Annotated in this window: 11 protein-coding genes; 3 read left to right on the top strand and 8 right to left on the bottom strand. The window is 67.1% G+C overall.

All coding sequences use genetic code 11. The features are described 5' to 3' along the window. Positions 1 to 16 precede the first annotated feature (16 nt). The 5 genes from B047_RS0104655 to hpaB form a co-directional block, all read right to left on the bottom strand. Positions 17 to 1,192, bottom strand: a complete 1,176-nt coding sequence (locus B047_RS0104655; protein ID WP_018465796.1) for an ABC transporter substrate-binding protein — start codon at positions 1,190 to 1,192, stop codon at positions 17 to 19. A 10-nt stretch (positions 1,193 to 1,202) separates the two neighbouring features. Further along, positions 1,203 to 2,768 carry a 3-hydroxyacyl-CoA dehydrogenase NAD-binding domain-containing protein gene (locus tag B047_RS0104660; protein ID WP_018465797.1) on the bottom strand — a complete coding sequence of 522 codons (1,566 nt, stop codon included), beginning with the start codon at positions 2,766 to 2,768 and terminating at the stop codon, positions 1,203 to 1,205. A 111-nt stretch (positions 2,769 to 2,879) separates the two neighbouring features. Further along, positions 2,880 to 3,851: a 3,4-dihydroxyphenylacetate 2,3-dioxygenase gene (gene hpaD, locus B047_RS0104665; RefSeq protein ID WP_018465798.1), complete on the bottom strand. Its 972-nt coding sequence runs from the start codon at positions 3,849 to 3,851 to the stop codon at positions 2,880 to 2,882. 25 nt (positions 3,852 to 3,876) lie between these two features. After that, on the bottom strand, positions 3,877 to 4,350 hold the full coding sequence (gene hpaC / locus B047_RS0104670) for a 4-hydroxyphenylacetate 3-monooxygenase reductase subunit (RefSeq protein WP_018465799.1): 474 nt from the start codon (positions 4,348 to 4,350) through the stop codon (positions 3,877 to 3,879). Positions 4,351 to 4,357: 7 nt separating this feature from the next. Then, positions 4,358 to 5,815, bottom strand: a complete 1,458-nt coding sequence (hpaB, locus tag B047_RS0104675) for a 4-hydroxyphenylacetate 3-monooxygenase, oxygenase component (RefSeq protein ID WP_018465800.1) — start codon at positions 5,813 to 5,815, stop codon at positions 4,358 to 4,360. A gap of 212 nt (positions 5,816 to 6,027) precedes the next feature. On the opposite strand from hpaB, the gene B047_RS0104680 reads away from it, so the two are divergent. The 3 genes from B047_RS0104680 (at position 6,028) to B047_RS0104690 (ending at position 10,098) form a co-directional block, all read left to right on the top strand. Then, positions 6,028 to 7,407: a PucR family transcriptional regulator gene (locus B047_RS0104680; protein ID WP_018465801.1), complete on the top strand. Its 1,380-nt coding sequence runs from the start codon at positions 6,028 to 6,030 to the stop codon at positions 7,405 to 7,407. 81 nt (positions 7,408 to 7,488) lie between these two features. Next, positions 7,489 to 7,986 carry a 2'-5' RNA ligase family protein gene (locus B047_RS0104685; protein WP_018465802.1) on the top strand — a complete coding sequence of 166 codons (498 nt, stop codon included), beginning with the start codon at positions 7,489 to 7,491 and terminating at the stop codon, positions 7,984 to 7,986. Positions 7,987 to 7,995: 9 nt separating this feature from the next. Then, positions 7,996 to 10,098 (top strand): ABC-F family ATP-binding cassette domain-containing protein, encoded by a 2,103-nt coding sequence (locus B047_RS0104690; protein ID WP_018465803.1) that lies wholly within the window; start codon positions 7,996 to 7,998, stop codon positions 10,096 to 10,098. Positions 10,099 to 10,162: 64 nt separating this feature from the next. Here B047_RS0104690 and B047_RS0104695 read toward each other — a convergent pair whose 3' ends face one another. Genes B047_RS0104695 through B047_RS0104705 form a run of 3 tightly spaced genes read right to left on the bottom strand, consistent with a single transcriptional unit; the run spans position 10,163 to position 13,183 of the window. Beyond that, the gene (locus tag B047_RS0104695) at positions 10,163 to 11,122 is read right to left on the bottom strand and encodes an ABC transporter permease (protein ID WP_018465804.1); all 960 of its coding nucleotides are present in this window, start codon (positions 11,120 to 11,122) and stop codon (positions 10,163 to 10,165) included. Next, entirely contained in the window at positions 11,106 to 12,041 is a 936-nt protein-coding gene (locus B047_RS0104700; RefSeq protein ID WP_018465805.1) for an ABC transporter ATP-binding protein, read from the bottom strand. Before B047_RS0104700 ends, B047_RS0104695 begins: the two co-directional genes overlap by 17 nt. 5 nt (positions 12,042 to 12,046) lie before the next feature. Next, entirely contained in the window at positions 12,047 to 13,183 is a 1,137-nt protein-coding gene (locus B047_RS0104705) for a COG1470 family protein (RefSeq protein WP_018465806.1), read from the bottom strand. Positions 13,184 to 13,191 lie beyond the last annotated feature (8 nt).

Below are 13,191 nucleotides of genomic sequence, written 5' to 3' on the forward strand. Positions count from 1 at the left end.
TATGGGCCATTGGCTCTTACCTGAACGTCCGCACCAGCTTCCACCGTCCGTTCTGCACCTGCACCATCACGGCGGTGTCCTGGAAGCGCAGGCCCAGGTGGTCGTCCTTGGAGTAGTTGAACACCCCGTGCGAGGCCACGACGTTCTTAGTGGCCTCGAGCTCATCGCGCAGGGCCGCGCGGAAGGCCGTGAGGTTGTCGGGGTTGGCGTTCTTGAGGGCGCGCTCGAGGGCCGGCCTGAGGATCAGCCAAGCGTCGTAGGCGTGGGCTCCGAAAGTGGAGTAGCTGCCGATGCCGAATTTGGTCTCGTAGCGGGTGATGTAGTCCAGTGCGGGCCGCTTGGAGGGGAAGCCGGAGGGCAGTTGCTCGGCCACCAGGATAGGCCCGGCGGGCAGCAGGGTTCCCTCGACGTCCTTGCCGCCCACGCGCAGGAAGTCGGGGTTGGCCACGCCGTGGGTCTGGTAGATCAATCCCTTGTAGCCACGTTCGTTCAGCGTGCGCTGGGGCAACACTGCCGGGGTACCCGAAGCCCCGATGAGCACGGCGTCGGGACGGGCAGCGATGATCTTGAGGATCTGGCCGGTAACCGAGGTGTCGGTGCGGGCATAACGCTCGCTGGCTACGACGTTGAGGCCCCCTTCCTTGGCTTCTTGCGAAAAGAAGGTCCACCAGCCCTCGCCGTAGGCGTCGTTGAAGCCGATGTAGGCTACGCTCTTGACCCCGCGTTCCTTCATGTCGGCGATGATGGCGCGGGCCATGAGCTCTTCGGTCTGGGGGGTCTTGAAAACCCAGCTACGCTTGGCGTCCACGGGGGCGATGATGGATTTGGAGGCGGCCAGCGAGATCATGGGCACTTTGGCTTCGGCCACCACGTCGATCATACCCAAGGAGGCCGGGGTGGTGGTGGTGCCGATGATGGCCAGCACCCCATCTTCCTGGATCAGCTTGCGGGTGCTGCGCACGGCCTGGGTGGTGTCGGAGGCATCGTCGAGGATGATGAACTGCACCCTGCGCCCGGCGACTCCCCGCTTGTTGGCTTCTTCCTCCAGCAGCAAGAAGGTGTTCTTCTCGGGGATGCCCAGGCTGGCCGCCGGACCGGTGGCCGAGACCACCACCCCGATTTTGAGGGGGGCGGGTTGCTGGGAGAGGGCTAAACCTAATGCCGCGACGAGAAGAAAGAACCATCGTTTCATGCCTGACCTCCTAAGCGCTTTCCTTTGCAACGGGGCTTGCCCAGGGCAAACCCACGATACTGCCGAAGCCTTCCAGCCCTGCGGCTACCATGCGGCGCAGCAGGGGGTTGGGGCGGTAGCGGTCTTCGCCTAGCTCGGCGTGTAGGCCCTCGAGCGCCCGCAAGACCGGTTTGAGCCAGAGGATTTCGGCCCACTCCAGCGGTCCCCTGGGGTAGCCCGTGCCCAGCCGCATGGCCTTGTCGATCTCGGCGGCGCCGGCTACGCCCTCGGCCAGGGCCGAGACGGCTTCATTGATCAGCAGGGCCAGGATGCGAAAGCCCACCCCGCCGGGCTGGTCGGGTAGCTCGAGCGTGGTGTGGCCATGGGCCTCGAAGTAGCGCTTTGCGATCTGTGAGGCGGCGTTGGGGCCGCTCAGGGGGACCATGACTTCCGCCACGCTGCGCTCGCCGAGGGGGGGTACCAGGCTGAAGCCCGCCACTGGGCGGTGACCGTAGCCGGCGCTGGCGAGGCTGGCCGAGTGACCCCAAGTTAGGGTGACCACCGGAAGGTCCTCGAGGAAATCGGCCTTGCGCTCGAGCAACACCCGGCAGTCCAGCACGAAATCGGCCTCGCCTACCTCCTCGGTGTGGCGGAAGCGCGCACGCAATTCCTGGGCTAAAGGGTTGGGTCCTACGATAAAAGCCAGCGGGGCCGAAGCCGGGTCGGGCTTGGGGGGTGTGGGCGGGACCGGGGGGCCGGGTGGATACTTATACCAGCCCTCGCCGCTCTTGCGCCCCAGCAGGCCCGCCGCCACCCGCTGGTATTGAAGGGTGTGCGGACGGTAGCGGGGTTCGGCATACATCCCCTTGAACACCGACTGCGAGGCGGCGTAATTCACGTCCAGCCCGATGAGGTCCATCAGTTCGAAGGGGCCCATGGGGAAGCCCATGCCCCGCAGGATCCAGTCGATGTGCTCCTTGGGAATGCCCTCGCCGTGCAGCCGGAGGGCCTCGCCGTAGAAGGGGCGGGCCACCCGGTTGACCAGAAAACCGGGGAAGTCTCCCACCCGCACCGGCTCCTTGCCCCAGCGGCGGGAGAGCTCGAGCGCCTGCCGCACCACCTCTTCACCCGTCTGCACCGCGGGGATGACCTCGACGAGCTTCATGCGCTGGGCCGGGTTGAAGAAATGTAATCCCACCACCCGCTCCGGACGCGGCACCCTGGCCGCGATGGCCGAGATGGAGAGGGTGGAGGTGTTGGTGGCGAGGACGGCTTGGGGGTTGAGTTCGCCCAACCTGCTCAGCAGTTGCTGCTTGAGCTCGAGCTGCTCGGGCACGGCTTCGATGACCCACTCGGCCCCCGCGCAGGACTCGAGCTGGGAAACGCTTTCGATGCGTCCCAGGATCTCCTCGACCCCGTCCTGCAAGCGGCCTCTCTCGGCGGCTTTTTGCAGCTCGGCTTCGATCTCGGCCATAGCTTTGTCGAGGGCTTGAGGATAGGGATCGTAGAGCAGCACCGGATGCCCGGCCTGGGCCGCCACCTGCGCGATGCCGCGCCCCATGGTCCCCGCTCCGATGATTGCCACGCGTTCGTTCACCCTTCACCCCTGAGGTTTGAGCTTTTATACCAAACTAACACTCGTTTGTATAAGGTTGCGTCAGTTTATTATGGCGCTCCTCGAGCATCAAGCAGCCCGCGGGCTTCGGCTTCAGATGACGTGCTGGGGGAGGCCTTGCAGCTGCGCTTCCTCCAGTTCCACCCAGCCGCCCCCGAAGGCTTCCAGCCGCGAGCCCTCGAGGAACCAGCTCTTGGGCGTCCGGGCTCCCCACAGCGTCTGGCGGCGGGGGTCGTTGAGGTGCCAGCGGATGGGTTCGAAATCGGGGTCCACGGTGAGGTAGTCGGAGGTGTAGAGCTCGATGCGGTGCCCGTCGGGGTCGCGCAGGTAGAGGAAGAAGGCGTTGGAGATACCGTGGCGACCGGGCCCGCGCTCGATGGCGTCGGTCTCTCTGGCCCCGGCCAGGATGTCGCAGGCCCTGAGGATGGACAGCGAGTCGGGCATCCAGTAGGCGAAGTGGTGTAGCCGGGGGCCGGCACCGTTGGTGAGGGCCAGGTCGTGCACCCCGCCCCGGCGCTGGATCCAGGCTGCCCAGATGCGGCCCTCGTCGTCTTCGGTGTACTCGGTGAGGCGGAAGGCCAGCCGCTCCATGTACCAGCGCAGGGTGGCCTCGACCTTCGGGCTCATCACGTTGATGTGGTCGATGCGCTGCAATCCTGGTCCGCGCTGCAGGTCGTAGCGTTGCAGCAGCCAGGGGTACTTCACCGACTCGGTGTAGAAGGCCACCGGGATGCCGAAGGGGTCTTGCAAGCGCAGCAGCTTGGGCCGATCCTGCTCGCTCTCCCAGCGCCAGGGCAGGCCCTCGGCCTCGGCCAGAGCGATCAGGGCCTCGAGGTCGGCCTCTGAGGCCACCCGGTAGGCCAGGTGCTTGACGCCGGCCTCGGGGGCGAGCTCGAGCTTCAAGGTCCACTCGCGGTCCTCGTTGCCGCGCAAGTACAGCGCCGAAGCGCTCTCGTGCAGCACGTTGAGGCCCAGCAACTCCACGTAGAAGTGGCGCGAAGCCGCCAAGTCGGTCACGTAGAACACCCCGTGGCCGATGCGGATGATGTTTGGGGTCATGGCCATGTGGTATCCCTCCCCTCGCGTGTGATCAGCGGAGGCTGTGGTAAGCCCGGTTCCAGTAAACCAGCGGTTTTTCGGCCTTGCCCAGCCTGACGGCCTCGACCTGGCCCACCACGATGCGGTGGTCCCCTCCGGGGTAGAGCTGCCACTTCGAGCAGTACAGCGTGGCCAGCGCTCCCTCGATGGAGAGGTCGGGGTTGAGTGGCTCGAAGTCGAGGTTGGTGCCGGGGCGACCGGCGAAGTGGTTGGACACAGCCTGCTGCCCCTCGGCCAGGAGGTTGATGACGAAGCGCTGGCTGCGCTCGAGGAGGCCGAGGAGGTTGGCACCCTCGTCGATGCAGACCAGGACCAAGGGGGGCCGGAGGCTCAGCGAGGAGAAGGAGCTGGCCGTCATGCCGCGGCGCTCACCCGCGGCTTCGGCGGCTACGACGCTTACCCCGCTGGCCCAGCGCGCCAGGGCGCTCTTGAACAGCTCGGTGAGGGTAGGCTGGGCGATCTCCATGAGCACCTCAATTCCCCACCACTGCCTCGGCCTTGGGGGATTCGCTCCAGCCGAGGAACTCCTTGATACGGGCCTTGTAGGGCTCCTTGTCGTAGACCGAGAACAGCGTCTGGTACATGCGCACCGGGTCGCCGAAGAAGAAGCGCTCGTAGAGGACCTGCCTGGCTCCGAAGGCGCTCAAGGTCATGTCCCAGGCTAAGCGGAAGAGCTGGACCCGTTCCCTAGCCCCCAGTGTCGCCGACTGGAGGTATTTCTCGAGGTATGGTCCCATGGGCCCCTCGAAGTCCTTCTCGCTGGGCAGGGTGATGAGGCCCGAGGCGCTGATCTGCTGCACGATCTCGTTGATGCGGGGGTAGAGCCGGGGATAGAGGTTGCGCGCCCCGTCGATGGCGCTGCGATCCGGGCACATCAGGCCGTACTGATTGGGTTGCGCGTCCCGCTCGGCCCTGGCCCAGAAGCCCTTCATGGCCTCGAGGTACACGATCAGCTCGGCGATCTTTTCCTGCACGTGGGGGAAGGCGTCGGCCCCGATGGCTTCTCCGATCAGGCTCACGAGCCCTAAGAAAGCCTCGGTCTTGGCGTTCTTGAGCACCACCACCTGGTGGGCCATGTGCATGAGGGCTCCGGTTTCGGCGTAGGCGCTGTTGCAGCGCTGCAGGTCGCCCAGGATGAAGACCCGCTCCCACGGCACGAACACGTCGTCGAAGACCGTGAGGCAGTCCATTTCCTCGACCCGGCTGGAGAGGGGGTGGTCGTAAGAGGAGTCGCCCGCCACCAGGCTCTCGCGGCTGATGAAGTGCAGCCCTGGCGTGCTGGTGGGGATGGCGAAGGCTACCGCGTACTTATCGGCGCCCGGTCCCTCTTTGAGCAGGGTGCTTGGAAAAACCAGCAACTCATCGGCGGTGGGCAGGGTTGCCAGCATGCGGGCTCCGCGCACCACGATGCCCTCTGCATTTTGCTTGACCACCCCTACCGCGATGTAGGGATCGGGTTGCTCGGTGACGGGCTTGGCCCTATTGACCTGGGGGTTGGTGAGGCAGTGGGTGGTGGCGAGATCCTTCTCGCGCACGTAGGCCACGTAGTTGCGCACGTTGTCGGCGAACTCGCCGAAGAAATCGGCGCTGTGCTCGTAGGCCATCAGCACGGCGTTGAGGTAGTCGGGACAGCGACCCATCATGCCTAAGTTGGCGTCGGCCCACAGCTTGTAGGCCGCGCTGCGCCGCGCCAGATCTTCCTTGCTGCGCGCGGGCAGCAGGCTCATGGCGTGGCGCTTGCCATCCTCTTCGTAGGTGAGGATGTCGCGGTACTTGGGGTCGTGCTGCATGTCGTAAAGCCGTGCCAGATTGGCCACGACGCCCTTGAACACCGGGTGGGTGCTGGGGTCTTCGACCTTCTCCCCCTTGTACCAAAGGTTGGGGGGGTTGTGCCGCAGGGCCTCGAGGTATTCTTTTCCGCTTCGGGCCATGTATTCCTCCTGTGGGCTAGGGCCTGGCCTGGTTTGTTGATAAGGCGAAGGTACAGCGCTCGAGCCCGCGGGGCTAGCTTGGGATCATACAAATATGTTGGGGAAAATTGTCTAATAACACAAAGAACTTACCGCTGATTGTGGGCTTGCCATGGGTGACGCGGGTTATTTTGTAGATAATAACAAATCAAAGGCTTTACTTTGGAGGAAACATGAAATTTGACGATCTGGCCCAGAGCCTGAGGCTCGAGATCCGCGTCCCCAGCAGCAAGGAGGTGACGCTGCTGGAACCCTCCGAGCGCCCCTCGCTGGCGCAGGGCGTGGTGCTGGTGGGCTCCTCGACCCGCCTGGTGCCCCGGCTGCGCCCTTTCCTGGCCGGCTGCTTCGTGCGGGTGGAGGAGGACTTCGCCGCCCTCGAGCAGACCTGCTTGGCTTCAGGGTACGGGCTGGCCCTGCTGCCGCCTTGGCTCTCGCCGGCCACCGCGCTCGACGAGGCCCGCCGCCGCCTGGCCGAAGCCCGCAGCCGGGAGGCTTTGGGGATGGTCAATACCCTCGAGCTTTTGCTGGCGCGGCTGACCGATTACCGCGGCTTTCTCGAGGCGCTGGGGGCCATCACGGGGCTGCCGCTGGTGCTGCTGGCTCCTTGGGGAGAGGTGTTGGCTTGGGTGGGCGCGGTTCCCGCACACCACCCCAAAGAGGTCGGGCGCGGACCCCGCCACCTGGCGCTGGAGGCAGGGGAGTGGCGGCTGGTGGCTTACGGCGAGGGGGAACGGCTGAACCGGTCCGCCGGTCTGCTCGAGCTGGCGGCGCGGCTCTTGAGGCTGCGCTCGCGCGAGCGCAGCCTCGAGCGGGCCCAGGAAGAGAGCCTGGGGGCAGCCTTCCTCGATGAACTGTTGCTGGGGGAGGCCGAGCCCGAGCGAGCTCTGGCTTTCGGCCTGCAACCTGGCTTGGCCCTGGTCCTGGCCCTGATCGAAGCCCCGGCCCCCACCGGACGGCACCGGCTGGCCGAGGCCTGGCGGCGGGAGGTGTTGATGCGGCTCAAGCAGGCGGCGGGAGCCTATCTCGAGCGCCTGGGGGTGCCCTACTTGCTCTCTGGGCGGGGTGCGCGGGCGGTGGTGCTGTGGCAGGTGCACGACGTGGCGCGGGAAGTGCAGGCTCTGCTCTCCACCGCGCCCGAAGGGGTACGGCTGGGCTATTCCGCCGTTCACGCCGACCCCTCCGAGGTGCAGGCCGCCTACCGCGAGGCCCTCATCGCCCTCAAGGCGGCGAGGGTAGGGGAGGCGCTGGGCTTCGGGCAACTCGACCCGGTGGCCTGGGTGCTGCTGCAGCAGTCACCCGAAGACCTCAGGGCCCTGGTCGAGCGTTTTCTGCCCGTTTCCCCCAAGGAACTGCGCACCCTCGAGCGCTACCTCGAGCACTCCGGCGACCTCACCGCCACCGCCGAGGCCCTGCACGTCCACCCCAACACCCTGCGCTACCGCCTGCAGAAGATCGAGGAGCGCCTGGGGGCCTCGCTCAAGAGCCCAGAGACCCTCGCCCGCTTGCACCTGGCCTTACGGGCGCGGAGCCTGGCCGAGGAGGGAGAGCGCTGAGGGGGTTCGGATGGCGGGACCCGTATTCGTACTGATGGGAAGATTCCCGGTAATCCCGAGCTAGCTTGTATACTGCCGCTTGTGTACGGCATCCTGGTCTGGCCCCCCGAGGAACTCGGAGCTTTTTTGCGCGAGCTGCAACGCCAGCACCGGGTCAGGGGCTTCGGCCCGCCGCACCTCAACCTGCGGCAGCCTTTCGAGTGGGAGCACGGTGAGGAATCGCTGAAGAAGGCGGTGCAGGGCATCCTGCGCAGCCACGCCCCTTTCCGCCTTCGCTTGGGGGGGTGGGGCAGCTTTCCCCAAGGGGTGGTCTACTTGCGGGCCTACGGCGGAACCCCTTTTCGCAAGCTTCACCACGCCCTCGAGCCCTTGGCTTCCCCTCTAAAGGAGATCGAGGGCCCCAGCTACATCCCGCACCTCACCCTGGCGCTGGGGCTAAGCCCCGAGGCCGCCGCCGACTTGCTGCGGGTACTGCCCCTGCCCCACTACAAGTCTTTCGTGGTGCGCGAGGCCGCCCTGGTGCAGGACGCCGCCGATGGTAGCTTGGTTGAGGTGGCGCGCTTTCCCTTCTCTGGCTGACGGCCCGCCATGTCGGCTTCGCTCGTCTACCTGCGGCTGCTCGAGGCCGAGAAGGCCTTTGGCGAGCGCAAGATCCTCAGCCAGGCCAACTTCAGGCTCTCGCGGGGCGAGAAGGCCGTGCTGATCGGCCCCAATGGCGCGGGCAAGACCACCTTGCTCCGCGTCCTGGCGGGCCGGGAGAGCCTCGACGGAGGCCGCCTCGAGCGCCTAAAGGGTACCCGGGTGTTCTACCTGCCCCAGGACTTCAGGCCCACGGGGGGGAGCGTTTGGGAGCTGGCTTACCGCAGCACGCCTTTGTGGGCTGCCGAGCAGCTGCTCGAGCAACTTCCCCCCGAGCAGAGTGCGGCGGCCTGGGAGCGGGTGCGCGAGCTGAGCTTCTGGAAGGGGCGCGTTGGCCGCACCCTGGCCGACTTTGGCCTGGGGGAGGAGATGTGGGAGCGGGAGGCGTCAGGGCTCTCGGGGGGGGAGGGGGTGCGGCTGGGATTGACGATGGCCTTCCTCTCCGGGGCCGAGGTGTTGCTCTTGGACGAGCCCACTACCCATCTCGACCTGCGCATGCGCCTGCGTCTGGAAGACCTGTTGCTGGCTTACCCCGGCGCGCTGGGCCTTGTCTCCCACGACCGCGCGCTGGTGGCCCGTGTCGCCAGCACCGTCTATCACCTCGAGGCCGCCCAACTCATCCGGGTGGCGGGCGGCTACGTCACCTATTTGCAGGAGAAGGAGCGCATCCAGCGCACCCTCGAGAAGGCCCGTAAGGAGGCCGAGAAGGAGCGTGAGCGCCTGCTGGCGGCCCTCCCCGACCGGCGCAGGCCAGGCCAGGACCGTCGCCGGGCCCAGAAAGCCCAGCTCAGGCAGCGCGCCCGGCGCATCGAGGCCCCCGAACCCCTGCCCCCACAACGGCGTTGGAGCCTCGAGCTCGCCGCCGAGGGCACGCCCAGGCTGGTGGCCGAGGTGCGGGAGCTGAAGAAGTCGTACAAGACCCCCGAAGCGCCAGGGGTGCGTACCGTTCTCAGGGGTGTGAAGCTGCGCATCTTTCGTGGAGACCGCATCGCCCTGCTGGGCCCCAACGGCTCGGGGAAGACCACCCTGCTGCGGGTGCTGCTGGGTCAGGAGTGGCCCGATGAGGGCGAGCGCGAGCTGATGCCCGGTGTGCGCACGGCCTACCTAGACCAGCACTTCCACGGCCTCGAGCCCGAAAAGGGCCTCTTCGAGCAGTTCCGCGAGCGCTTCGGCGAGGCCAGGGCTTCGGCCATGCTGGGCCGCATGGGTTTTCGCCCACCCCACTGGTTCGACCCGCCCGCCCGCTTCTCCGGCGGGGAGCGGGCGCGGGCTGGCTTAGCCCTGCTGTCGGGATTGAGGGCCGGGCTGTTGGTGCTCGACGAGCCCACCAACCACCTCGAGCTCGAGCTGCTCGAGGCGCTCGAGCGCGCCCTGATCGAGTATCCGGGCACCCTGCTCTTCGTCTGCCACGACCGGGCCCTGGTGCAAAAGGTCGCTACCCGCTTCTGGGGCATCGAGGAGGGGCGCTTGGTCGAGTATCCTAGCTACCGCGAGGCCGAGGCGGCCATGCTGGGCAAGCCCGCCCTGCGGCAGAACCCTTACGGTGAGCTACCCCCCGAGCCGGAGGCACCCTCCGAGGAACGCGATCTCGAGGCCGAGCGCTTGGCCCTGCGCGAGCGCTTGGACCAGCCTGGCCTGAGCGAACGGGAGCGCGCCCGCCTCCGCGCCGATCTGCTGGCGCTGGAGGAGGAGCTATGGCAGCGCTTAGCCGCCGAGTTCTACCAACCCCACCCTTACCGCCACGCCGTCGTTGAGGGGGGTTTGCCCGTGTTCGCCGATGTGGAAATGGGCCTTTGGCACTTCTGGAGCAGCGAGGGCTCGCTGATTGGGGAGCGGCTAGGCGGCGCGGTCCTGCTGGCGGGAGAGGCCTCCCGCCGCATGCTCCAGGGGGCGCTGCGGATCCTCTTCGAGCTCGAGGACGTTGGCCTCGTGGCCCACCAGGGCAAAGCCTACGAGCGCCCCTTCACCCGCCCCCCAGCCCCCACCCCGCGCGGACATAGGCGGCGCAGGCAGAAGCCTAGGGTAAGCGCCGGGTCCAAGGTCGAGGGCTAAAACCCATGTTTAGCGCCTTGGGCACGACGTGGGGCGTACGACTGGCGTTCGACCCTTCGTCCCTTCACGCCCTCACCTCTCGCCGCTGGAAGAGCACGTAGGTGAGCGTGAAAAGGAGGGTGCAGACGGCAAGCATCCCGGTGAGCTGGGGCCAGGCCAGCAGCAGGCTCTGCGAGAGGGGCAGCGGCGTGCCGATGAGGGCGCCCTCGAGCTGGGTGAAAAGTACCGGTCCCAAGGAGCGTACCGCCGGGTTGAGCAGCACCAGGATGGTTTCGGCGTAGAGGGTGTTGGGCGAGAAGCGTGAGAAAAACAAAAGCGCCTGGGCGTTGGCCAGCTCGCTCTCGGGGTTGAAGGGGTCCACTGGGCGCAGGGCCTGGGCCAGAAGCTGGGCGATGATGCCCCAGAAGATGGTGAAGAACAACCAGACCGCGATGGCCGCCAACGCCGAGGTAGCCGGCTGGCGGAAGAGCACCGAGAAGAGGATAGCCAAAGCCAGCCAGATGCCAGCGTAGACCAGCGTGGCCAGCAAGAACAACAGCGCCCGGCCCACCTCCTCCCCGCCCGGCGGTACTCCCAAAAACAGCAAGCCCAGGCCGGCTACCAGCAAAAACAGCGCCAGGAGCACCACCCCCAGCGTGGTCAGGCCGGCCAGGAACTTGCCGAAGAGCAGGGCATCGCGGTAGATGGGCTGGGCCAGCACCCTCGAGAGGGTGTTGCGCCCATGCTCCCCGTTCACCGCGTCGAAGCCCAGGGCGATGGCGGCCAGGGGTACGAAGAAGCTGAGGAAGGCCACGAAGGAGGGCAGGGGGTCCTGCTCGGTGGTGAAGAGCTTGAGGAAGAGGAAGGGGTCCTCGCTCACCGTTTGGCGCAGGGTTTGGCTGGCGGTGTAGACCGCGCCCAGGGCGCTGAGGGCAATGAGCACCTCCAGCAAGCGGATACGAATGCTGGAGAGGTGGTCGGCCAGCTCCTTGAAGAAGACTGCCCAAAGGCCGGTCCAGGGCGAACCTTCACGCGGCCTCAGCATGGCGCACCCCCTGGAAGTAGTGGGCGTAGACCTCGTCCAAGCTGGGCTCCTCGAGCCCCAGCTCGAGCAGCTCTCCACCCGCCTCGAGCACCGCTTTCGCCAGCTCGGGGCGCAGGTCGCGCCGGGCCTCGAGGTACCAGCTACCGTCCTGCTGCCGCAGCGCGCCCACGCCCTCGAGGCTTTTGAGCCGCTCGGCCAGGCTCGCCCCGGCGCTAGCCCGCACGCGGATGCGGTAAGCCCCGCCCAGCACCCGCTCGGCCAGCTCGCGCACCGTGCCCACCAGCACCATGCGCCCCCGGTGGAAAAGCCCCACCCGGTCGCAGATGGCCTGCACCTGGTGCAGCAGATGGGAGGAGAGCAGCACGGTGATGCCCTCGGCCTTGAGCCCCCGGATCATCGCCAGGAACTCCAGCGCAGCCTCGGGGTCCAAGCCCAGCGTGGGTTCATCGAGGATGGCCACCTTGGGGCGTTTGAGCAGCACTTCGGCCAGCCCCAGCCGCTGCCGCATCCCGCGGGAGAAGGTGGCGACCGGACGCCGGGCCACGTCGGCTAGGCCCATGCGCTCCAGGACTTCGCCAATGCGTTTTTCGGCCTCAGCGCGGGATAGGCCCAGCAGGCGGGTGGTGTAGCGCAGGTTCTCCCAGGCGCTCATCTCACCGTAGAAGCCCACCGAGTCGGGCAGGTAGCCTACCTGCCGCTTGACCGAGAGGGGCTCGCGCACCGGATCGTGGCCCAGCACCCGTGCCGTGCCCCCTGTGGGCTCGGTCAGGCCCAGCAGCATGAGGATGGTGGTGGTCTTCCCCGAGCCGTTGGGGCCCAGCAGGCCGAAGACCTCGCCCTCGCCCACCTCTAGGTTGAGCCCCTCCACGGCCACCACCCGACCATAACGCTTGCTCAGCTCGTGGGTCTCGATGACCATAGCCCTCACCGCCGCCCAAAGCGCGAGACGGCGAAGCCCAGCACGCCCAGAGCCACCGCCACCAGCCCCACTCCCACGATGCCCCAGGCGGTCGAGGTCAGCACCGTGACCCGGTAGTCCATCGAGGCCGAAGCCTCCCCGGCCGAGGCCCGCAGGGTGAGCATGTAGTCGCCCGCCACCGCCCTCGAGGTCGGCTTGACCCGTGCGGTGACCTCGGCCTCCTTGCCGGGAGCGATGGCCTCGAGCTTCTCAGGGTCAAACTTGACCTCCCAACCCGAGGGCTCGCTCGAGGAGAAGCTCACCTCCTCCACGGGCACGCTGCCGGTGTTCTTCAGCACCAGCTTGATGGGGTTGTCGCGGCCCGCGTAGGCCCGTCCCGACAGGCGTCCTTCGGGGGTGGAGAGGGTGAGCTCGGGCCGACCGCTGATCTGCAAAGTCACGGCCAGCTCGGCCTTGGCCTCACCGGCCAGCGCCCGCAGGGTGACGCCGTAGGCCCTGGCCTCCACCTCGCGCGGCGGAGAGACCTCCACGTCGAGGTCGCGCGATTCCCCGGCCTTGACCGGCAGGCTGGTGACCTGCTGGCTGGCGAAGGAGGGGGTGAAGGAGACCTGGAAACCCTGGGGGGCCTCGGCCTCGAGGTTGACCAGCAAGTCTTGGTCGCTCTCGTTGCGCAGCGTTACACGGTAGCGGAAGCTCGAGCCCGCCGTGCCCTTGAGCACCGGCAGCTCGGCCTCGAGCGACAGCCGCTTGGGCAGCACCTCGCCAGCGGTAAGGGTGATGGGGAGCTCGGCCCGCGCATTCGTTCCCGTGGCGAGGAGGCGGAAGCGGTAGCTTCCACCCTTCACGCCCCTGGGCGGCTCCAGACGCAGGCTGAGCGACTGGGTGGCGTCCGGGGCTAGGTAGACCGCGCCCACCACCCGTCCGCCGCCCAGCAGGCTGGCCTTCCAGCCGGGCGCCACCTCTATCACCTGCACCTGCACGACCTGCGGGGGCAGGCCGAAGTTCTTGAGCTCGATGGGAAGGGTTAGCGTTTCACCTGTTCGGACGGTCTGGTTGGGGTAGGGGGTCGAGAGGGAGAGACCCCGGAAGCCTTGGGCCAAGGATATCCCTAGCAATAGCAACAGAGCGAAAGCGCGTACCATAGGCTAAA

The organism is Calidithermus timidus DSM 17022, assembly GCF_000373205.1.
Lineage (GTDB): Bacteria > Deinococcota > Deinococci > Deinococcales > Thermaceae > Calidithermus > Calidithermus timidus.